The 20,869-nt window shown below is 68.2% G+C and carries 19 protein-coding genes; 4 read left to right on the forward strand and 15 right to left on the reverse strand.

The genetic code is table 11. The features are described from left to right. Nucleotides 1-198 precede the first annotated feature (198 nt). From moaC to VMJ70_06460, 3 genes are all read left to right on the forward strand, one after another. Nucleotides 199-636: a cyclic pyranopterin monophosphate synthase MoaC gene (moaC, locus tag VMJ70_06450; protein ID HTO90756.1), complete on the forward strand. Its 438-nt coding sequence runs from the start codon at nucleotides 199-201 to the stop codon at nucleotides 634-636. Further along, nucleotides 611-1,855: a gephyrin-like molybdotransferase Glp gene (glp, locus tag VMJ70_06455; GenBank protein ID HTO90757.1), complete on the forward strand. Its 1,245-nt coding sequence runs from the start codon at nucleotides 611-613 to the stop codon at nucleotides 1,853-1,855. Before moaC ends, glp begins: the two co-directional genes overlap by 26 nt. 92 nt (nucleotides 1,856-1,947) lie before the next feature. Further along, a complete protein-coding gene (locus VMJ70_06460; protein HTO90758.1) occupies nucleotides 1,948-3,930 on the forward strand; it encodes a tetratricopeptide repeat protein in 1,983 nt (660 codons plus the stop codon). A 28-nt stretch (nucleotides 3,931-3,958) separates the two neighbouring features. On the opposite strand, the gene VMJ70_06465 is transcribed toward VMJ70_06460, so the two are convergent. From VMJ70_06465 to VMJ70_06535, 15 genes are all read right to left on the reverse strand, one after another. Beyond that, on the reverse strand, nucleotides 3,959-5,413 hold the full coding sequence (locus tag VMJ70_06465; GenBank protein HTO90759.1) for an NADH-quinone oxidoreductase subunit N: 1,455 nt from the start codon (nucleotides 5,411-5,413) through the stop codon (nucleotides 3,959-3,961). After that, the gene (locus tag VMJ70_06470) at nucleotides 5,413-6,996 is read right to left on the reverse strand and encodes an NADH-quinone oxidoreductase subunit M (protein ID HTO90760.1); all 1,584 of its coding nucleotides are present in this window, start codon (nucleotides 6,994-6,996) and stop codon (nucleotides 5,413-5,415) included. The genes VMJ70_06465 and VMJ70_06470 overlap by 1 nt, the downstream gene beginning before the upstream one ends. A gap of 3 nt (nucleotides 6,997-6,999) precedes the next feature. Next, on the reverse strand, nucleotides 7,000-8,913 hold the full coding sequence (gene nuoL / locus VMJ70_06475) for an NADH-quinone oxidoreductase subunit L (protein HTO90761.1): 1,914 nt from the start codon (nucleotides 8,911-8,913) through the stop codon (nucleotides 7,000-7,002). 6 nt (nucleotides 8,914-8,919) lie between these two features. Beyond that, nucleotides 8,920-9,222 (reverse strand): NADH-quinone oxidoreductase subunit NuoK, encoded by a 303-nt coding sequence (nuoK, locus tag VMJ70_06480; GenBank protein ID HTO90762.1) that lies wholly within the window; start codon nucleotides 9,220-9,222, stop codon nucleotides 8,920-8,922. Next, nucleotides 9,219-9,743 (reverse strand): NADH-quinone oxidoreductase subunit J, encoded by a 525-nt coding sequence (locus VMJ70_06485; protein ID HTO90763.1) that lies wholly within the window; start codon nucleotides 9,741-9,743, stop codon nucleotides 9,219-9,221. The genes nuoK and VMJ70_06485 overlap by 4 nt, the downstream gene beginning before the upstream one ends. After that, nucleotides 9,740-10,774 (reverse strand): NADH-quinone oxidoreductase subunit NuoH, encoded by a 1,035-nt coding sequence (gene nuoH, locus VMJ70_06490; GenBank protein ID HTO90764.1) that lies wholly within the window; start codon nucleotides 10,772-10,774, stop codon nucleotides 9,740-9,742. Before nuoH ends, VMJ70_06485 begins: the two co-directional genes overlap by 4 nt. Continuing rightward, nucleotides 10,771-13,458 (reverse strand): NADH-quinone oxidoreductase subunit NuoG, encoded by a 2,688-nt coding sequence (nuoG, locus tag VMJ70_06495; GenBank protein ID HTO90765.1) that lies wholly within the window; start codon nucleotides 13,456-13,458, stop codon nucleotides 10,771-10,773. Before nuoG ends, nuoH begins: the two co-directional genes overlap by 4 nt. After that, nucleotides 13,455-14,777, reverse strand: coding sequence for an NADH-quinone oxidoreductase subunit NuoF (gene nuoF / locus VMJ70_06500; protein HTO90766.1), 1,323 nt, complete (start codon nucleotides 14,775-14,777; stop codon nucleotides 13,455-13,457). The genes nuoG and nuoF overlap by 4 nt, the downstream gene beginning before the upstream one ends. Continuing rightward, complete coding sequence (gene nuoE / locus VMJ70_06505) at nucleotides 14,774-15,268, reverse strand: NADH-quinone oxidoreductase subunit NuoE (protein HTO90767.1); 495 nt, start codon at nucleotides 15,266-15,268, stop codon at nucleotides 14,774-14,776. The genes nuoF and nuoE overlap by 4 nt, the downstream gene beginning before the upstream one ends. A gap of 5 nt (nucleotides 15,269-15,273) precedes the next feature. Further along, nucleotides 15,274-16,455, reverse strand: coding sequence for an NADH dehydrogenase (quinone) subunit D (gene nuoD, locus VMJ70_06510; protein ID HTO90768.1), 1,182 nt, complete (start codon nucleotides 16,453-16,455; stop codon nucleotides 15,274-15,276). After that, nucleotides 16,445-17,011, reverse strand: a complete 567-nt coding sequence (locus VMJ70_06515) for an NADH-quinone oxidoreductase subunit C (protein HTO90769.1) — start codon at nucleotides 17,009-17,011, stop codon at nucleotides 16,445-16,447. Before VMJ70_06515 ends, nuoD begins: the two co-directional genes overlap by 11 nt. Further along, nucleotides 17,008-17,628 (reverse strand): NADH-quinone oxidoreductase subunit B family protein, encoded by a 621-nt coding sequence (locus VMJ70_06520; protein HTO90770.1) that lies wholly within the window; start codon nucleotides 17,626-17,628, stop codon nucleotides 17,008-17,010. The genes VMJ70_06515 and VMJ70_06520 overlap by 4 nt, the downstream gene beginning before the upstream one ends. A gap of 31 nt (nucleotides 17,629-17,659) precedes the next feature. Beyond that, entirely contained in the window at nucleotides 17,660-18,013 is a 354-nt protein-coding gene (gene ndhC, locus VMJ70_06525; GenBank protein ID HTO90771.1) for an NADH-quinone oxidoreductase subunit A, read from the reverse strand. 119 nt (nucleotides 18,014-18,132) lie between these two features. Next, nucleotides 18,133-19,110, reverse strand: a complete 978-nt coding sequence (locus VMJ70_06530) for an electron transfer flavoprotein subunit alpha/FixB family protein (protein ID HTO90772.1) — start codon at nucleotides 19,108-19,110, stop codon at nucleotides 18,133-18,135. Continuing rightward, nucleotides 19,111-19,857 (reverse strand): electron transfer flavoprotein subunit beta/FixA family protein, encoded by a 747-nt coding sequence (locus VMJ70_06535; GenBank protein HTO90773.1) that lies wholly within the window; start codon nucleotides 19,855-19,857, stop codon nucleotides 19,111-19,113. Nucleotides 19,858-20,175: 318 nt separating this feature from the next. Between VMJ70_06535 and VMJ70_06540 the strand changes: the two genes are divergently transcribed. Continuing rightward, on the forward strand, nucleotides 20,176-20,838 hold the full coding sequence (locus tag VMJ70_06540) for an XRE family transcriptional regulator (protein ID HTO90774.1): 663 nt from the start codon (nucleotides 20,176-20,178) through the stop codon (nucleotides 20,836-20,838). Nucleotides 20,839-20,869 lie beyond the last annotated feature (31 nt).

Raw genomic sequence — 20,869 nt, forward strand, 5'->3', positions numbered from 1 at the left:
TCCCGAGCGGACCCAGCGCCAGCCGATCCCGCTAGTGCGGTGGTGGCAACAGGATGGGTTGGGGCAGAATGGGGGCGAGAAGCGACCCGCTGGCGACATGCAGGGTCAGTCCCTGCACGTCCTGCACCATCACCAATCTTCGGAGCATGATCCTTGGGCCGGGCTCTTTCCCACCTCGACGCAGCCGGACGCATTCGCATGGTCGACGTAAGCCAAAAGCGCGCCACCCTTCGCACCGCCATCGCCCGCGGCCGCGTGTTCATGCACCGCGACACCCTCGCCCTCCTGCGCTCCGGGCGCACGCCGAAGGGCAACGTCCTGGCCACGGCCCATATCGCCGGGGTGATGGCGGCGAAGCGCACCGGTGAGCTGATCCCGCTCGCGCACCCGTTGTCGCTCGACAGCGTCGAGATCGCGTTCTCCTTCGACGACGCCACTGCCTCGGTCGGGATCGAGTCGCGCGTGCGCTCGCGAGGCCGGACCGGCGTCGAACTCGAAGCGCTCTCGGCCGCGATGATCGCGGCGCTCACGCTTTACGACATGCTCAAGGCGGTGGACCGCGGCATGGTGATGGGCGAGTTCGCGCTGTGGGAAAAGCGCGGAGGACGAAGTGGCGTCTACCGCCGTCGCGCCTGAGTTCTTGAGCGTCGACGCCGCGCGCAAGCGCGTGCTCGCGGCGGCCATCCCCGTCGGCGAGCTCGAGATTCCCGTGCTCGACGCGGTGGGACGTGCGCTGACGAAACCGGTGGTGGCGGCTCATGCGCTCCCGCCGTTCCGGAACAGCTCGATGGACGGCTTCGCGGTGCGCTCGGCCGAGGCCGCCCGGTGGCTGGCACTCGGTGAAACCGTGCCCGCGGGACACGCGCCCTTGCATCCGCTCGAGTCCGGCACGGCGGCGCGCATCATGACCGGCGCCATGCTGCCGATCGGAGCGGACGCGGTGGTGCCCTACGAGCAGGCCGAGCTGGCGGCGGGAATCGCCGGAGAACGCGTGCGCGCCCGCGAGAGCGTGCTCCCCGGTCAGAACGTCCGTGACGCGGGGCGCGACCTCGCCGCTGGCGACGTCGCGCTCGAATCCGGGCGCGAGATCTCGCCTCATGATCTGGCGCTGCTGGTCGCGCTCGGGGTGACTCGCGTGGCGGTGGCGCGCCGACCACGCGCGGCGGTGATCTCGACCGGCGACGAGCTGCTCGATCCGGGCGCTCCACTGCGTCCCGGAGCGATCCGCGACAGCAACCTGCCCATGCTCGCGGCGCTCCTCGCCGAGGCCGGCTGCGAGGTGGCTCGAGCGCGCCGGACGAGCGATCGCCCGCAAGAGGTCGCGGCGGCCGTGCGCGAGGCGTTCGACACAGCCGACCTCGTCCTCACGATCGGCGGGGTGTCGGCCGGAGACTTCGACCCGGTGAAGCTCAGCCTCGACTCGCTGGGCGGCATCGCCCTGTGGCGCGTGGCGATGAAGCCGGGCCGCCCGCAGGCGTTCGGCCGCGTCGGCGAGAGATTGTTCTTCGGATTGCCGGGGAATCCCGCTTCGGTCGCGTGCGTATTCGAGGTGCTGGTGCGTCCGGCGCTCCGAAAGCTTCAAGGTTTCACGACCCTGGATCGTCCGAGGCTCGAGGCCCGCGCGGCGGTGGAGATCGAGTCGCGAGCGGGCCGCACCGACTTCGTGCGCGTCGAGCTCACGCGCCGGCTGGGCGACTGGTGGGCGACGCCGGCGGGAGAGCAGGTCTCGGGACATCTCACGCCGCAGGCGCGCGCTCACGCTCTGCTCGAGATTCCTGAGTGGGCGGAGCGTCTCGAACGCGGCGAGCGGGCGAGCGCGATGATCCTGCGCTGGCCGGAGAACCGGCCCGCGTGAGCGCCGGCGAGGCGCGCGCGGATCGAGGCCGGCGCCGGACAGCGGGCGACTCCCGGAAGCCGCGCCGCGCCCCCGAATCGCCATCCCCGGCGGTGCCCCCGCTTCCGCTGACACATCCGGCGTTCATCGCCGGGATCGCGGTCGCTGCGGCGATGGTGATCGCTTCGGTCACCACGTATCTGACCGAGACCGACTTCTGGCAGCACCTGCTGGTCGGCAGGGCGATCTGGACCCTGCATCGCGTGCCGACCACCGAGCTCTGGACCTGGCCAACCCATGGCGCACCCGATGTCAACGCGTCGTGGGGGTTCCGGGCACTCATCTGGCCGCTGTGGAAGCTCGCCGGCGTTTGGGGATTGTTCGGCTGGCGCTGGATCACCACGCTCGCCGCCTTCGCCATTGCCTGGCTCACCGCGCGGCGGATGGGCGCGCGAGGCTTCGCGCCGCTGGTCGTGGTCCTGTTCGGCGCGGCGCTCTACCGCCTGCGCTCGCAGATTCGTCCCGAGACGCTGGCGGTGGTGCTGCTGGCGCTCGAGATCTGGATCCTCGAGACGCGCCGCCACGGCGGAAGGGATCGCGCCTGGGCGCTGGTCCCGCTCGCCCTGCTCTGGGCGAACTGCCACATCTCCTACTTCCTGTTCTTCGTGGTCCTCGGCATCCACGCGCTCAACGATGCGCTCGGGGGTGGCGCGCCGGGAGTGGCCTCTCCGGCCACCCCGTCGCGCGATCTGCCGTTGATCGGACTTGCGTCGCTGCTGGCGATGCTGCTCAACCCCTGGGGGTGGCGGGCGCTCGCGCAGCCGTTCGAATATTTCTTCGTCTGGCGACACGAGCCGATCTTCCTCGGCATCGGCGAGCTTCAACCTCCGCGCTGGATCGAGAACTTCTGGAACGGGCTGCCGCTGGTCGCGGCCGCCACGCCCCTGTTGTTTCTGTGGCGCTGGCGGCGGCGCGGCCTGGATCGCGTCGAGCTGCTGATGGTGTTGAGCTTCGGGGCAATGGCGGCGAGCAGTCTTCGCTTCCTGGGCTTCCTGGCGATCGCCGTAGTGCCCTATCTCTCACGCGACCTCGACGACTGGCTCGCGACGCGGCGCTGGCCGCTCTGGAGCGCGCTCCCAGCGCTGCGCGCCACGGCGGTGGGGGCGGTCGCGATGGCATTGCTGTACCCGCAGGTCGCGGCACCCGACGCCGCGCTCGGCGTGGGCATCCTCTGGCACAACTATCCGGTGGCCGCCTGCGACTACATCGCGAAACACGACGTCCGCGGCCGCAGCTTCAACTCGTTCGACCTCGGCGGCTACCTGCTCTACCGCTTCTGGCCCGACTCGACGCGGCTTCCCTTCATCGACATCCACCAGGCCGGGACGCGCGAGGATCGATTGCTCTACGTGCTCGCGCAGGAGGACCCTCGAGCCTGGGCCCGCCTCGATGGCAAGTACCGCTTCGACTGGATCCTGCTGGGCCGGAAGGAAGTGAGCGGCTTCCGCCTGATGGACACGCTCGATTCGGATTCGACCTGGGCGCTGGTATTCGTGGACGACGCCACGGTGATGTACACGCGCCGCGCCGGGCCGCTCGAACGACTGGCGCCGCTCGCCTTCCACGAGCTGCGAGCGGGACGAGAGGGACTGCGGGCGCTGGGGCAGGCCTGTGCCTCCGACCCGGTCAAGCGCGAGCGGGTGCGCATGGAATTCGAGCGCGCGGCGGAGTTGTCGAGCGCGAACGCCGGCACGAACAATTTCCTGGCCAGCATCGCGCTCATGGATGGACGCAGGGAGGACGCGGCGCGCCATCTTCACGCGGCGCTGGCTGCGGACCCGATGATCCCGCACGCGCACGAGCGGCTCGGCGACCTGGCCATGGACGCCGGGCGATGGCGCGAGGCGATCGGCCAGTACCGGCAGGAGGCGGCGGTTCAGCTCCCGTCGGCAGAGATGATGTTGCGGATGGGCAGCGCCTGGAATCGGCTCGGCGACCGAGGAAAGGCGCGCGAGGCGTTCCATGACGCGCTCGAGCTCGACCCGTCCGTGTCGGCGGCGCGCGATTCGCTCGACGCGCTCGATCACCCGAGCTAGTCGTCGGGCTCGAGCCGCGCGGCGCCGCTCAGAACATGCCGCGGACGCTCTCGGCGGCGGCGACCAGCAGATTCTGGGCCGAGATTCCCCACCACAGCGTGAGCCCGAGCGTCAGCACCACGGCGAGCGCGGCGGGAGGCGCCCAGGAGATCGGGGTGGGTTCGCCGCTCGGCTCCTGCATGTACATCGCCACCGTGACGCGCAGGTAGTAGAACACCGACACCACGCTGTTGAGCACGCCGATGACCACCAGCGGGACATGGCCGGTGTTGACCGCGGCACTGAACACGTAGACCTTGCCCATGAATCCGGCGGTGGGCGGAATGCCGCCGAGCGACAACATGAAGAAGGTCATCGCCAGTCCAATCGCAGGTTGGCGGAAACCGAGCCCTGCCAGGTCCGAGATCAGGACGCGCTCCTCCTGGTCGCGTCCGAGGCGCGTCAGCACGCCGAACGCGCCGAGGTTCATCGCCGAGTAGACCGCCAGGTAGAAGAGCGCGGCAGCCGCCCCGTCCGTCCCTCCCGCGACCACCGCCACCAGCAGGTAGCCGGCGTGAGCGATGCTCGAGTAGGCGAGCATGCGCTTGAGATTGGTCTGGAGCAGCGCGGTGACGTTGCCCACCGTCATGGTGAGCACGGCGATCGCCGCCAGCAGTCCGTGCCAGTCCGCGGTGATTCCCGGCAGGACGGTAAGCGCGAGTCGCAGCAGCGCGGCGAAACCGGCAGCCTTGGCCCCGGCCGACATGAAAGCCGTGATCGAAGTCGGCGCCCCTTCGTAGGCGTCCGGCGTCCACATGTGGAAGGGCGCTGCCGCGATCTTGAACCCGAACCCAACCAGCACCATGAGTCCGCCGAGGATCAGCAGCGGGTTGGAGGCCAGCGGCGTGTCGGACAGGAATTCCGCCATACGGGCGAGCTGGGTGGTCCCGGTGGCACCGTAGAGGAGCGCGATGCCGTAGAGCAGGAAGCCGCTCGCAAAGGCGCCGAGCAGAAAGTACTTGAGCGCGGCCTCGTTCGACTCGAGCTGGTCGTGCCGGAAGCCCACCAGCACATAGAGCGCGATCGACATCAGCTCGAGTCCGAGGAAGATCGTGATCAGGTCGTTGGAGGCCGCCATTACGATCATGCCCAGGGTCGAGAGCAGCATCAGCGAGTAGTACTCGGCCTGCTGCAGGCGCGTGCGCTTCGCGTAGTCCCACGAGAGCAACACGCTGAGCGCCGCGACCGCGCAGAACAGCAGCGTGAAGAAGACGGTGAAGCCGTCGTGCAGGAACATGCCGCCGAACAGCGAGCGATGAACGTTGCGCACCGGCCACACCGCCGCCGCCGATCCGATGAGCGTGAGCAGCGCGATCCACGCGCTTCGGCTGCTGCCGCGGCGCGCGGGCAGGAACTCGAGCAGCAGCAGCAGCATCGCGCCCACACTCAGGCCGATCACAGCGCCGAGCGCCAGGTAGTCGGAACGGATGAGCGCCGCCGGCATCAGGGCTGGACCTCGACCAGGGTCGAGACGCCCTGCGCGCCTCCAGCCGGCCTGGGCGCCGCGGGCATCGTCCCGCTGATCAGCTTCTCGGTCATCGCCGTGCGCTGGCGGGCAAGCTCCAGCGTCCGGTCGAGCGCGGGCTGCATGCGATCCAGAAACGGCTGCGGCATCACGCCCATCCACAGGATCAGCACCAGCAGCGGCGCGAACACCAGCTTCTCGCGCAGGGTGAGATCCGACAGCTTCTCGTTCTCGGAGTGAGTGACGGGACCGAAGATCACGCGCTGGAACATCCACAGCATGTAGACCGCCGAGAGGATCACGCCGCTTGCCGCCCAGATCGCCCACGCATGCTGGGTGCGGAATGCCCCGATCAGCACCAGGAACTCACCCACGAACCCGTTGAGCCCGGGAAGTCCGATCGAGGAGAGCATCACGATCAGGAATACGGTCGCGAACACGGGCAGGGGCTTCCACAGGCCGCCGAAATCCGAGATCAGCCGGGTGTGCCGCCGTTCGTAGACCACGCCCACCAGCAGGAACAGCGCGCCGGTCGAGATGCCGTGATTGAGCATCTGCATCATCGAGCCGGCCAGGCCCTGGGGATTCATCGCGTACATCCCCAGCATGCAGAAGCCGAGATGGCTCACCGATGAATACGCCACCAGCTTCTTGAGATCGGGCTGCACCATCGCCACCAGCGCGCCATAGACGATGCCGATGATCGCGAGCGCCACGATCCACGGCGCGAAGCGCTCCGAGGCCACCGGGAACAGCGGGATCGCGAAGCGGATGAACCCGTAGGTGCCCATCTTGAGCAGCACCGCCGCCAGGATCACCGAGCCGGCGGTCGGGGCCTCGACGTGGGCGTCCGGAAGCCAGGTATGAAAGGGAAACATCGGCACCTTGATCGCGAACGCGACCGCGAACGCCAGGAACAGAGCCATCTGCATCGGCGCCGGAATCGCGATCGCGTAGAAGGCGTCGAGCGAGAAGGTCGGCACGCCCGTGATGCCACGCTGGTAGAAGTAGAGCCACAGGATCGCCACCAGCATGAGCACGCTGCCGGCCATGGTGTAGAGGAAGAACTTGATGGCCGCGTAGCGGCGGCGCGCCCCTCCCCACACGCCGATCAGCAGGTACATGGGCACCAGCATCGCTTCCCAGAAAACGTAGAACAGCAGGAGATCCCGGGCCAGGAAGGTTCCGAGCATCCCGGTCTCGAGCGCCAGCAGCAACGCATAGAACTCCCGTACCCGGTTCTCCACGGCGGTCCACGAACCCAGCACCGCGACGAACGTGATCAAGGTGGTCAGCAGCACCAGCAGCAGGCTGATGCCGTCCACGCCCAGCGCGTACTCGGCGCCCAGCGCCGGCAGCCACCGGTGGGTCTCCGGGAACTGCCAGCCGGTGGCCTGAGGCTGGAAGCGCCACCACAGCGGCAGCGAGAACAGGAATTCGGCGAGCGACACCACCATCGCCCAGCGCTTGATCGCGCGCGTGGCGGTCTCGGGCATGAGCACGATCAGCGCGCCGCTCGCGAGCGGGAAGAAGATCAGCCAGGAGAGCCAGGGGAATTCCATCGATCAGTGCCTCAGCATGTGCAGGATGACCGCGGCGACGCCGAGCGCGAAGAACAACGCGTAGGTGCCGACGAATCCGGTTTGGAAGAGCCGCAGGATCGCCGACATCCCTTCGAGCGTGTAGCCGACCCCGTTCACCAGGCCGTCCACGATCTTCACGTCCCAGAACTTCCAGCAGGCATCGGCGAGGCCGCGCACGGAACGCACCACGGTGGCGTCGTAGAACTCGTCCACCCAGTACTTGTGGGAGAGCAGCTGATAGAGCCCCGCGTAGCGTTCGCGCAGCCGGGTCGCCACCTCGGGCTTCTGGAGGTAGGCGCGGAAGGCGAACGCGATCCCCAGCGCGGCGACGCCGACGGAGAGCAGCATGAGCACGCCCTCGGTCGCAGGCGAAGTCTCGAACGCCTCGTGACCCCCGCCGGCCTCGAACACCGGCGCGAGCCAGCGCGCGAAGAGATGCCCGCCCCTCTGAAACGGCAGGCCGACCCAGCCGCCAACCACCGAGAGCACCGCCAGCACCACCAGCGGAGCGATCATCGCGGGCGGCGACTCGTGGAGGTGATGCTCGGCCTCGTGGGTGAGACGCGAGGGGCCACGGAACGCCAGGATGTAGAGACGGAACATGTAGAAGGCGGTCAGGGCCGCGCCGACCAGACCCACCAGCCACACGCCGTAGTGCCCGGACGCGAACGCATCGTGCAGGATCTCATCCTTGCTGAAGAAGCCCGCGAACGGCGGAATGCCGGCGATCGCGAGCGTCGCCACCAGCATCACACCGTGCGTCCACGGCAACCGGCTCGCCAGCCCGCCCATGCGCCGCAGGTCCTGTTCGTCGGAGAGCGCGTGAATGACCGAGCCCGCGCCCAGGAACAGCAGCGCCTTGAAGAACGCGTGCGTCATGAGATGAAAGATGCCGGCGGTGAAGCCGCCGACGCCGAGCGCGAAGAACATGTAGCCGAGCTGACTGACCGTCGAATACGCCAGCACGCGCTTGATGTCGTTTTGAGCGATGCCGATGGTGGCCGCGAACAACGCGGTGGCGGCGCCGATCACCGCCACGGTCTCGAGCGAGGTCGGGGCCAGGCCGTAGAGCACGTGGCAGCGGGCCACCATGTAGACACCCGCCGTCACCATGGTGGCGGCATGGATCAGGGCGGAGACCGGGGTCGGACCTTCCATCGCGTCTGGGAGCCAGGTGAACAGCGGAATCTGGGCGCTCTTGCCGGTGGCGCCGAGGAACAGGAGCAGCGTGGCGGTGGTGATCGCGAACGAGCCGGCGGCGAACACGTGCGGCGCCACCGCGAACAGCCGCTCGAAGTTGAGACTCCCGCCACCCGAGAACAGGTAGAACATGCCGAGCAGGAATCCGAAATCACCGACGCGATTGACAATGAACGCCTTCTTCCCCGCCGCGGCCGCCGAAGGCCGTTCGTACCAGAATCCGATCAGCAGATAGGAGCAGAGTCCGACGCCTTCCCAGCCCACGAACATGAGCAGGAAGTTGTCCGCCAGTACCAGCGTGAGCATGGCGAACATGAACAGGTTGAGATAGAGGAAGAACCGGCGGTACGAGGGATCGTGGCTCATGTAGCCGGTGGAGTAGACGTGGATCAGGAAGCCCACTCCGGTGACGACCAGCACCATGACCCCGGAGAGTGGGTCGAGCTGGAAGCCGACGTCGGCCGAGAAGTCGCCGACCCGCATCCAGGTGTAGGCCAGCTCGTGGAGGACGCGGTCTTCGGCCGGAAGCCCGGCGAGCTGCAGCACCGCGCGCAGCGCGGCGAGAAAGGCGAGCAGCACGCTCCCGCACGCCAGCACCGTCACCCCCCGCTTCCCGAGCCGGTCGCCGAGCAGCAGGCTCAGCGCGACCGCCGCGAGCGGCAGCGCCGGAATGATCCACAGCAATGGCAGGTGCAAGCGGCTCTATCCCTTGAGCAGGTTGACTTCGTCCACGAACACCGTCTCGCGCAGGCGGAAGAGGTTCACGATGATGGCGAGACCCACCGCGACTTCCGCGGCCGCAACCGTCATCACGAAGAACACGAAGATCTGGCCGTCGAGCGAGTTCATCTGTCGCGCGAACGAGACGAAGGCCAGGTTGCCGGCATTGAGCATCAGCTCGACCGACATGAAGATCACGAGCGCGTTGCGCCGCACCAGCACACCGACGGCGCCGATCACGAACAGGGCGGCGCTCAGCGCGAGCGGCCAACTGAGTGGAATCATCGCTCCTCTCCGCGCGAGGCGTGGCCGCGGCCGCGCGCCATGACGATCACGCCCACCATCGCGGCGAGCAGGATCAGCGAGGTGATCTCGAACGGAAACAGGTAGCGGGTATAGAGCAGCTGGCCGACCGCGCGGGTGTTGTCGGTGTCGGCCGCGGGCTGGAGCGAAGTGGGGCCCGGCGCCCAGTGACGCGCCATCAGCCACAGGCCTTCGGCGGCCAGCACCGCGCCCACCAGCCAGCCGATGCCGCGGCGAACCGCGATCTGCACCCCGGTCTCGACGTCGCTCTTGAGATTCAGATACATGATCACGAACAGGAAGAGCACCATGATCGCGCCGGCGTAGACGATGATCTGCACCGCGAACAGGAATTCGGCGTGCTGGAGCAGATAGATGCCGGCGAGCGAGCAGAACGACACCACCAGGAACAGCGCGCTGGTCACGGGATTTCGGTGCAGGATCACGAGCAGGCTCGACACGACCGCGATCGCGCTCAGTGCGACGAACAACGCCTGGATCACGGCAGGATCCCCCAGAAGACCAGCAGCGCGGTGACCAGGACGTTGGCGAGCGCGATCGGCAACAGCACTTTCCAGCCGAGGTTCATGAGCTGGTCGTAGCGGAGCCGGGGATAGGTCCAGCGTATCCAGATGAAGAAGAACAGCAGCACGAACAGCTTGAGCATGAACCAGAGGATGCCGAGCGACGCCGGTCCCGGCCCGTTCCAGCCACCCAGGAACAGGGTGACCGCGATGCACGAGATCGAGATGACGTTCATGAACTCGCCGAGGAAGAAGAGTCCGAACTTCATGCTCGAGTACTCGGTGTGGAATCCGGCCACCAGCTCGGCCTCGGCCTCGGGCAGGTCGAAGGGCGCGCGATTGGTCTCGGCCAGAGCGGTGATCATGAACACCACGAACGCCACCGGCTGGAAGAACAGGTTCCACGACGGAATCGCGAGGGGACCGAGGTGCCAGAACTTCGACTGCTGGGCCACGATCGCCCCGAGCGACAGCGAATTGGCGATCAGCAGCACGCCGATCGTCGAAAGCCCCATCGCCAGCTCGTAGGACACCATCTGCGCGGAGGAGCGAAGCCCGCCGAGCAGGGCGTACTTGTTGTTCGAAGACCAGCCGCCCAGCGTGATGGCATAGACGCCGAGGCTCGACATGGCGAGGAACACCAGCAGCCCAACGTTCACGTCGGTGACGAAGAACGGCGCCGGACCGAACGGAATGACCGAGAAGGTCACCAGCGCCGGCACCACCGCGATGATCGGCGCGAGGTGGAAGATGACCTTGTTCGCCTCGGCGGGGATGAATTCTTCCTTGAGGAACAACTTGCCGACGTCGGCGATCGGCTGGAGCAGCCCGAGCGGGCCGACGCGATTGGGCCCGACGCGCGCCTGCATGTGGCCGGCCACCTTGCGCTCGACGTAAATCAGGTAGGACACGATGCCGAGCATGCCGTTCAGGATGATGAAGATCTTGACGAACGCCCAGAGCGCGTACTGGAGGTCGGGGTTCTGGAACAGGGCGGCCATCGCGCTCATGCTCTCTGCGCCGCGCCGGCGCGCGTCACCGCGACCTGAACGGCGCCGTCACCCGTGACACCCAGTCGGTTGATCTCGATGCCCGGAAACGCGTAGGGCAGGAAGACGCTCCCGGCGGGGACCGAATCGTCGAGCGCCGCGGCCAGACGAACGCGGCCGGACGGTCCCGCCAGCTCGATCTCGGCGCCGTGTTCGACACCCAGACGCGAGGCGTCGCCCGGATTGAGCGCGGCGCGCGGAGACTTCGCGAGCTTCGGCAACAACGCCGTGTGGTGGCTCAGGCTGCCCTGCAGGAAGAGCGTGCCGCCGGACAGCAGCTGGAGCGCGCCATTCCCCGCGGCCTGCGGCGCCGCCTCCCGAGGCATCGTCACGACCGCGGCCAGCGGAGGCCGCGAATCGAAGCGCCATTGCGGGCCGAGCGGCAGGAGCGTCGCCCAGCTCATGCGTTCGTAGCCCGGGACGAGGCGACCGATTTCGCGGAAAACGTCCTCGGCGGTGCGATAGCTCCACCTGGCGCCCAGTCCCTGCGCGACCGCCTGGAACACCTCCCAGTCGGCGCGCGTGCCAAGCTTCGGCGAAAGCGCTCGGGCCGAACGTTGGAGCCGTCGCTCGGCGTTCACCACAACACCTTCCTTCTCCGCGAACGAGCTGACCGGGAACACGACGTGGGCGGCGGCCGCGGTTTCGGTCAGGAACATCTCGTTCACGATCACCAGCTCGCAGCGCTTCAAGGCCAGCTCGACCAGCGCGCGATCGGGCGCGCTCCGCAGCAGGTGATCGCTGGCGATCCACAGCGCGCGGATCTGGCCTTCGGCCGCGGCGCGGAGGATCCCCGCGGCCGACAGGCCGGCCGGAAGCTCGAGCGGCCCTCCCCACTGCTGCTCGAAAGGCTTGCGCGCCGCCGCCGATTCGGGCGCCACGTATCCGGGCAGCACGTCGGGCGCGAGACCCATGTCGAGCGCCCCCTGGCTGTTGTTCTGCGGTCCGAGGTAGAGCACTCGCGATCGCTCCGCCGACAACGCGCCGCTCGCCCAGCCGAGGTTCTCGATCGCCTGGAGCAGCGCATCGGCATGGGGATGCTCCATCACTCCGCGCCCGAACAGGATCGCTTGCTCGCTCGTCTCCCGCAGGCGCTTCGCCGCCGCCGCGAGAGCCTCCCAGGCGAGCCCGGTCGGCTCGGCCAGCTTCTCGCGCGACGTCGCGCCCAGCGATTTGCCCAGCGCCGCCAGCGCGGCCGCCACCTCGGGCGGCGCGTCGGCCGGCGCGCCGGCCTCCAGCACCGCGCGCGTGAGCGCGTTCAGCAAGGCCAGCTCGGAGCCCGGCCGGTACGCGAGGTGCACGCCGCGGAACTTGGGGCGCGCGAGCTTCACGCGCCGCGGATGCGCCACGGTGAGATGGAGTCCGCGCTGATGCTGGCCGCGGATCAGCTGCGCCTGAGCGAAGGGCGACTCGCCCTGCAGGTCTTCGCCCAGGACGAGCACCTCGCGACAGCCGATCAGCTCGTCGAACGAGAGCGTGGGCCTTCCGCCGCCGGTCGCGCGCAGCACGGCGGCCGCCGGTACGCGGGCGCTCAATCGCGTGCGCGCGTCGACGTGCGGCGTGCCGATCACGGCGCGCGCCAGCTTCTGGAACAGGTACTGCTCCTCCAGGTTCAGCTTCTCGCCGCCCAGGAAGGCAATGCTGCCCGGCCCGTGCGTGGCCGCGATCGCCTGGAGCCGGGCCGCCGTCCAGGCCACGCTCTCGGCAAACCCGGCCGGTTCGAGATTCTGACCCTCGCGAAGCAACGGCGAGCTCAGCCGCTCGGCGGAGTTCACGAATTCGTAGCCGAAGCGGCCGCGGACGCACAGGTACTCTTGATTGATGCCGCGGAACTCGGTTCCGCGCGCGCGCAGGATCTCGGTGCCGCGCACGCCCAGCCGCACCGAGCAGCCGTTCGAGCACCACGGGCACACGCTGATGTGCTGGCGCAGATCCCAGGGACGCGCCTTGAACCGGTAGGGCAGCGCGGTCAGCGCACCGACCGGGCAGACCTCGACGCAATTTCCGCACTGTTCGCACTCGAGCGGCTGGCGGTTGAACGAGCTGATCTCGGTCCACACGCCCCGCTGATGCGCGGTCAGGGCGTCGTCGCCCATCACCTCGTCGCAGTACCGCACGCAGCGCATGCAGACGATGCAGCGATTGGCCTCCTTCTTCACCACCGGGCCGAGGTCTTCGGACTCGAAGGTGCGCTTGGCCTCGTCCATGCGCGAGAAGTCGGCGCCGAATGCGAAGGCCAGGTCCTGCAACTGGCACTCGCCGCCCTCGTCGCACACCGGGCAATCGAGCGGATGATTGACGAGCAGGAACTCCATCACGCCCTTGCGCGCCTTGACGGCGGTCGGCGAGGCGGTCCTGACCTCCATGCCGTCGGACACCGGGGTGGTGCAGCCGGTCTGGACCTTGGGCATCCACGCGACCTCGGGCCGTCCATCGGCGCCGATCACCGGCTTGCGATCGGGACCGAGTTTCGGCGTTCCCACTTCCACCACGCAGATGCGGCAGGCGCCCAGCGGCGGAAGCTTCTGGTGCGAGCAGAAGATCGGGACGTGCACCTCGGCCATCCGCGCGGCGTCGGTCACCAACGTGCCGGCGGGCACGTCGATCACGCGGCCGTCGATGGTGACGCGAACCGTCGCGCTCACGCGTGCACCCGCTCGCCGAAGCGCGCTTCGATCTCGGCGCGCCGCCGATTCGCGCGGCAGCGCTGGTGCGTGATGTGGTGCTGGAACTCGTCGCGGAAATGCTTGAGGAACCCCTGCACCGGCATCGCGGCCGCGTCGCCGAGCGCGCAGAACGACTTGCCGAGAATGTTGTCGGCGAGGTCCTCGAGCAGATCGAGATCGCCGGCGCGGCCCTGACCGTGCTCGACGCGCTCGAGGATCTCGGTCATCCAGTAGGTGCCTTCGCGGCACGGCGTGCACTTGCCGCACGACTCGTGCTCGTAGAAACGGATGATGTTCCAGAGCGAGTCCACCAGGCAGGTCTGCTCGTCGATCACGATCACGCCGCCCGAGCCGAGAAAGGTGCCTTCGGCGTTGAGCGATTCGTAATCGAGCGCCGTGTCGAGCTTGCTGGCGGGAAGCGGCGGCACCGACGAGCCGCCCGGGATCACGGCCTTGACGCGGAAGCCCTCGCGCATGCCGCCACAGTAGTCGTCGATCAATTGGCGCAGTGGAATCCCGAGCGGGATCTCGTAGTTGCCGGGGCGCTTCACCGGCCCCGAGACGCTGAGGATCTTGGTGCCGGGGCTCTTCTCGGTGCCCCACTGCCGGAACCACTTCGCGCCGTTGATCAGGATGGCGGGCACGTTCATCAGGGTCTCGACGTTGTTCACGACCGTCGGGCAGGCGTAGAGCCCCTCGACCGCCGGGAACGGCGGCTTAAGACGGGGCTGGCCGCGATAGCCTTCCAGCGACGAGAGCAGCGCGGTCTCCTCGCCGCAGATGTAGGCGCCGGCGCCAAGATGGGTGTGGATGTCGAACGCGTAGCCGCTGCCGGCGACGTTCGCGCCGAGCAGGCCGGCCGAGCGCGCCTCGGCGATCGCGCGATCGAGGATCACCTGGATGTAGTCGAACTCGCCGCGCAGATAGATGTAGCCGACGTGGGCGCCGATCGCGTACCCGGCCAGCGCCACCCCTTCGAGTAGAAGGTGAGGGTTCTTCTCCATCAGCTCGCGATCTTTGAAAGTGCCGGGCTCGCTCTCGTCGGCGTTGCAGACCAGATAGCGGGGCTTGGGCGAGGCCTTGGGCACGAAGCTCCACTTGAGGCCGGCCGGGAATCCCGCCCCGCCGCGGCCGCGCAATCCCGAGGCCTTCACCACCTCGATGCACTCGTCGGCGGGTCGCCGGCCGAGCATCTCGGCGAGCGCCCGATAGCCGCCGCCCTTCCGGTAGACGTCGATGCCGGTGAGCCCCGGCGTGTCGATGTCCTTGAACAGGAAGGGCCCGCGCTCGTCGCTCATTTGAGCTTCTCCAGCAACGCGTCGCACTTCGCCTCGTCGAGATTCTCGTGGTAGTCGAAGTTGACCTGCATGCACGGCGCGCCCCCACAGGCCGCCAGGCACTCGACGCGACGCAGCGTGAACCGGCCGTCGGCGGTGGTCTCGCCGTGACCGATTCCGAGCTTGCTCTGCAGATGCCGGAACAGACGGTCGGAGCCCATCAGCGAGCAGGAGAGCGTCATGCACACCTGGAGGTGATGACGTCCGATCGGCTTCAGGTTGAACATGGTGTAGAAGGTGGCGATCCCGAACACCTCGGGCTCGGGCAGCTCGACGAGGCTCGCCGCCAGCCGCAGCCGAGCCGGCGAGATCCAGCCGTGCTCGCGCTGCAGGATCCACAGCACCGGCAGAATCGCCGAGCGCGGGTTGGGATAGTGGGCGAGCACCTCGTCGACCTCGCGCCGCGCCTGCGGCGAGAGCGTGGCCGGCGCTTCCTCGATCGGCACCACCACCGCGCTCAACGGTCGATCTCCCCGAGCACGATGTCGAGACTGCCGATGGCCGTGATCACGTCGGCCACCAGCCGCCCCTCGATCATGGTGGGCAGGGTCTGCAGGTTCACGAACGACGGGCTCCGCACCTTCATGCGCCATGGCCGCGGCGTGCCGTCGGAAACGAAATAGAAACCCAACTCGCCCTTGGGGGCTTCGATCGCGCGATAGGCCTCGCCGACCGGCGGGAAGAACCCGTGCGCGACGATCTTGAAGTGGTGGATCAGCGCCTCCATCGAGGTCTTCACTTCCTCCTTGGGAGGCAGCACGTACTTGTAGTCGCGCAGCCGGTACTCGCCCTTCTCTCCCATCGAGCGGATCCGCGCGATCGCCTGACCGGCGATGCGGGTCGCTTCGCGGATCTCGCGCACCCGTACCTGGTAGCGATCGTAGGCGTCGCCGTTCTTCCCCACTGGAACGTCGAAGTCGTAGCTGTCGTAGGCGCAGTAGGGCTCCTGCTTGCGCAGGTCCCAGTCCACGCCCGAGCCGCGCAGCGTCGGCCCGGTCGCTCCCAGCGCGATCGCGTCGTGGCGCGAAAGCGGCGCGACGCCCTCGGTGCGCGCCAGCCAGATCGGGTTGCGCGTGAGCAGCGATTCGTACTCGTCGGTGTGCGCCGGCATCTCGTCCACGAACTTCTGGCAGCGGTCGAGAAAGCCTTCGGGAATGTCCATCGCCAGACCGCCAACTCGGAAATACGAGGCGGTCATCCGCGCGCCGCAGACGTGGTCGTAGAGCGACAGGACCTTCTCGCGCTCGCGGAAGCAGTAGAAGAAGACCGTCATCGCTCCGATGTCGAGCGCGTGTGTGCCCAGCCACACGCAGTGCGCGCTGATCCGCGTCAGCTCGGTGAGCAGCACGCGGATCGCCTGAGCACGGGGCGGCGCCTCGATGCCGAGCAGCTTTTCGACCGCCAGGCAGAACGCCAGGTTGTTGGACATCGGTGCCAGATAGTCCATCCGGTCGGTCTGCGGGATGGACTGCGTGTAGGTCTTGTATTCGGCCTGCTTCTCCATGCCGGTGTGGAGGTAGCCGATGATCGGCTTCGCTCGCACCACGGTTTCGCCGTCGAGCTCGAGCGCCACGCGCAGAACCCCGTGCGTCGAGGGATGCTGCGGCCCCATGTTGAGGGTCATGGTCTCAGTGCGCACGGTATTTCACCTTCTTCGGCTTGAGCTTCTTGAGCGACGGTGAGGGAAGGATGCGATGCGGGGTATTGTGCGTGAACGCCACTTCTTCGTAGCCGAGCGGCGAGTCCTTGCGAAGCGGATGTCCCACCCAGTCATCCGGCAGCAGGATGCGCGTCAGGTCGGGATGTCCGGAGAACTCGATCCCGTAGAAGTCGAAGGTCTCGCGCTCGTGCCAGTTGGCCGTCGGCCACACGCCGACGAGCGAGGGGACGCGCGCGCGCTCCTCGGGCACCTCGACCTTGAGATGGAGGCGGAGATTGTGGCTCAGCGAGAGCAGGTTGTAGACCACTTCGAAGCGCGGCGCCCGCGGCAGGTAGTCGCAGCCGGCGATCCAGGAGAGCATCGCGAAATCCAGCTCCGGATCGTCCCGCAGGAACTCGCACATCTCGACCAGCTGCTCGACCGGCAGGACCAGGGTGAAGTCCCGCACCGCCGGGCCGGTCTGCCGCCGAATCGCCACGCCCGGAAAGCGCGCCTGGAGTCGTTCCTCCACGCGCTCGGGGGTCAGCGAGCTCACGCGGCGCCCTTCTTCTTCCGCGGCACGAACGGCCCGAGCTCGGGCTTCGAAGCGAGGATCTTCTCCTGCAGCTTCATGATTCCGTGGATCAGCGCCTCGGGACGCGGCGGGCAGCCGGGCACGTAGACGTCGACCGGCACGACCTTGTCCACGCCCTGAACGATCGCATAGTTGTTGAACACGCCGCCGCACGACGAGCATGCACCCATCGCGATGACCCACTTGGGATCGGGCATCTGGTCATAGAGTTGCCGCACCACCGGCGCCATCTTCACGCTCACGCGGCCGGCGACGATCATGAGATCCGCCTGGCGCGGAGACGCGCGGAACACTTCGGCGCCGAAACGCGAGATGTCGAATCGCGGCCCGACGATCGCCATCATTTCGATCGCGCAGCAGGCGAGCCCGAAGCCCAGCGGCCAGATGGCATTGGCGCGCGCGTTGTTCACCGCCCACGCCACCATGTTCTCGGCGGTGGTGAACAGCAGACCCTTTTCCACTTCCTCGCGAAGCGCGTCTTCCGGAGTCGCGGGCAGGACCCGCTCGGGAACGGGTGGGGCGGCGGGCTCGGCCGGGCTCAGGATGCGGAGCGGGTTGGATGGCTTGCGATCGGTCATGATCTCCTCCGCGCCCAGGCGACGCCCCGGCTCAGTTCCAATCCAGGGCGCGCTTCTTAAGAAGGTAGAGGTAGCCCACCAGCAATACGAAGATGAAGAGCAGCATCTCCACCAGCCCGTAGAGCCCGAGCTGCCGGAACGCGACCGCCCACGGGTAGAGGAACACGGCCTCGATGTCGAACAGGATGAACAGCACCGCCACCAGGTAGAACTTCACGGTGAAGCGGGCCCGCGCGTTTCCGACCGGCTCGACCCCGCACTCGTAAGGGGATTGCTTCACCGAGTTCCGGCGTCGGGGAACGATGAACGTGGAGGCGGCAATCGTGCTCGCCGCGAAGGCGAACGCCACCACCAGGAACATCAGGACGGGAAGGTAAGGCCTCATGCTTTCCTCTCGGCGGGGGCGCGAAGCCACCCGACCGCACCCTATTCGGATGGCCGGGACCCGTCAAGCGAACCCGGCCATTGCCATGAAGATGCGAATCTTTTCTTTGCGCCCCGCGGTCAGGAATGCGAGTTCAATTGCCTGACGGCCTCGGTCAGAGCCGGCACCACCTCGAACAGATCTCCGACGATACCGAAGTCCGCGATCTTGAAGATGGGCGCCTCCGGATCCTTGTTGATCGCGACGATGCAGCGTGAGGACGACATTCCGGCGAGGTGCTGGACGGCACCGGAAATCCCGACCGCCACGTAGAGCTTGGGCGAGACGGTCTTCCCGGTCTGCCCGACCTGATCGGAGTGCGGCCGCCAGCCGGCATCCACCACCGCGCGCGAGGCGCCGACCGTCGCGCCGAGCGCCGCGGCCAGCTGCTCCACGAGCTGAAAGTTCTCGGGGCCCTTGAGCCCTCGCCCCCCGGAGACGATGATCTCGGACTCGGTCAGATCCACCTTGCCGCCGCTCGCCGCGGCCACCTCTCGCACACGCGCGCGGCTCGCGCTCGAGTCATACGAGAACGAAAGCGCTTCCACGGCTGCCGCGACACCGGGCTTCGACACCGGCGCGAACAGCTTGGGCCGGAGCGTCGCCACGGCCGGCGTCGCGGTGAAGCCGACTCGCTGGATCGCCTTGCCCGCGAACACCGGGCGCGACGCGATCAGGCGCCCGTTCTCGATCGCGAGCCCGGTGCAATCGGAGGCGAGCCCCACTCCGAGCCGCGCCGCCACGCGCGGCGCCAGATCCTTGCCCAGCGCCGAGGCCGGCAGCAGCACTAGCGCGGGCTTCAGCTGTTCGACCGCGGCGCAGACGGCGCTCGCGTACCCGGCCGCGTCGGCTCGGGCGAACTCGGGACGCGCCGCCAGCAGTACGCGCTCGGCGCCGAACTCGCCGAGCGAGGCGAGTCCCGGGTCGGCGGCCGCCGCGCAGACGCCCACCACCGGCCCGCCCAGGGTCGCGGCCATGCGCGTCGCTTCGCCCAGCGCCTCGCGCGAGACCGGGCGAATCGCGCCGTCGCGCTGCTCGATGAAGGTGAGGACGCTCACCTAGATCACCTTCGCTTCCTGGCGCAGCGCTCGAATCAGCTCGGGGACGGCGGCCGCGCCCTGCCCCACCACGCGGCCCGCGCCGCGGGGCGGCGGGAGCGCGAGCGAAAGCACTTCGAGGCCGCCGGACGACAGCGTCACCGGTTTCTCGTCGATGGGCTTCTTCTTGGCCGCCATGATGCCCTTGAGCGAAGCGAAGCGAGGGGTGTTGAGACCCTTGTCGGTGGTGAGCGCCGCGGGCAGGGTCAGCTCGATCACCTCGCGCCCCCCTTCGATTTCGCGCTCGACGGTGGCCAGGCGCTCCTTCAGCTCGAACCTGGCGATGCCGGTGGCGCAGGGAACTCCGAGCTTCTCCGCCACCATCGGCCCGACCTGGGCCGCGTCGTCGTCCACCGCCTGCTTGCCGAACCACACCAGATCCGCGGCGAGCGACCGGATCTCCGCGGCCAGCGCTTCGGCCACGGCGAGCGGGGAGCCCGCCCCGTCGGCTTTGAGGTGCACGGCGCGATCGGCGCCCATGGCCAGCACGTTGCGGAGCATGGTGGAGACGCCCGCGCCGCCGACCGTGATCGCGATCACTTCGCCGCCGGTGGCGTCGCGAAGCTGGAGGGCCTGCTCGACCGCGAATTCGTCGTAAGGGTTGAGGATCCAGGTGACACCGGCGGGATCGAGGCTCTTGCCGTCCCCGGCGACCTTGACGCGGGTGTCGGTGTCCGCGACCTGTTTCACGCACACGACCTGAATCACGAACGAGCCATCCTTCCCGGTCTGCTGGGGATTTGCCGGCGGGCGAGACCGCGACCACCGCGAACCTGCGCGGCGCGGATCGAAACGGGCGGGCAGTCTGTGCTGAGGGCGAGGGAGTGTCAAGCCGCGGGACCGCGTCCCGGGCGGCGAAAATGAGCGGAGAAGCATTGACGCCATTTCGTCCGCTATGGCACCATCCATTGCGCTTCGCGCTGGCGATCCAAGGTGTTCCCTCTCTAGGTCAAGCGAACGCGGTTCGGCAGACGCCCCCGACGCCGAGCCGGCAGAGGGAACGCGCATCCTGAACCGGGAGCCTTCATGGCCAAGACCCGTAAGCCCGCTTCCCGCCGCCCCAAGATCACAGCCCGTCCTGCGGAGCCGCGTTCCGCCCGCTCGCCGGCCGCGATCGTCGAAACCGAAGAGCTCGGCCGCCGCATCCGCAAGCTGCGCATGGACCGGCGCATGACCCTCAAGCAGGTCGAACGCGCCGCCGGACTCTCCGCCACCCATCTCTCCGAGATCGAGCGCGGCCGCACCTCGCCGACCATTGGCGCACTGGTGCGCATCGCCCGCGCGCTCGAGAAGGACACGTCGTACTTCATCGAGAGGGACGAGCGCAGCGACGTCGCGCATCTCTCCCGCGACCACGCCGCCCGACTCCAGCCCGCGCCCGGCGTCGAGGCCAGCGTGCTGACCCCCGGAATCCCGGGCAGCCGCCTGTTCGCCTACCGGCTGGTGCTGAAACCCGGCCCCGGTCGCTCCGGCGAGCTCGCGCTGCCGGCCGAGGAAGTCGAGGGCGAGGCGCTCTACATGGTGCGCAGCGGCGTGCTGGCCTCGCGCTTCGGAGATTCCGAGGTCACGTTGAACCCGGGCGACGGTGTCCAGGCCTGCACGGTGATGCCCCATCGCCTGCGGCCCGCCACCAGCGAACCCGTCGAACTCCTTGCGCTCTTCACGCGCTCACTCGAGGGCGGCCCCTAGGCCGGCCCCACACCAGGGAGACATCCCCACG

The organism is Candidatus Sulfotelmatobacter sp., assembly GCA_035498555.1.
GTDB lineage: Bacteria > Eisenbacteria > RBG-16-71-46 > RBG-16-71-46 > RBG-16-71-46 > DATKAB01.

Bases quoted from the DNA above. Each gene is read 5' to 3' on its own strand.
- moaC (HTO90756.1), top strand. From the start codon at position 199: ATGGTCGACGTAAGCCAAAAGCGCGCCACCCTTCGCACCGCCATCGCC.
- VMJ70_06465 (HTO90759.1), bottom strand. From the start codon at position 5,413: ATGCCGGCGGCGCTCATCCGTTCCGACTACCTGGCGCTCGGCGCTGTG.
- VMJ70_06470 (HTO90760.1), bottom strand. From the start codon at position 6,996: ATGGAATTCCCCTGGCTCTCCTGGCTGATCTTCTTCCCGCTCGCGAGC.
- nuoK (HTO90762.1), bottom strand. From the start codon at position 9,222: ATGATTCCACTCAGTTGGCCGCTCGCGCTGAGCGCCGCCCTGTTCGTG.
- nuoH (HTO90764.1), bottom strand. From the start codon at position 10,774: ATGAGCGCGATGGCCGCCCTGTTCCAGAACCCCGACCTCCAGTACGCG.
- nuoF (HTO90766.1), bottom strand. From the start codon at position 14,777: ATGAGCGACGAGCGCGGGCCCTTCCTGTTCAAGGACATCGACACGCCG.
- VMJ70_06520 (HTO90770.1), bottom strand. From the start codon at position 17,628: ATGACCGATCGCAAGCCATCCAACCCGCTCCGCATCCTGAGCCCGGCC.
- ndhC (HTO90771.1), bottom strand. From the start codon at position 18,013: ATGAGGCCTTACCTTCCCGTCCTGATGTTCCTGGTGGTGGCGTTCGCC.
- VMJ70_06540 (HTO90774.1), top strand. From the start codon at position 20,176: ATGGCCAAGACCCGTAAGCCCGCTTCCCGCCGCCCCAAGATCACAGCC.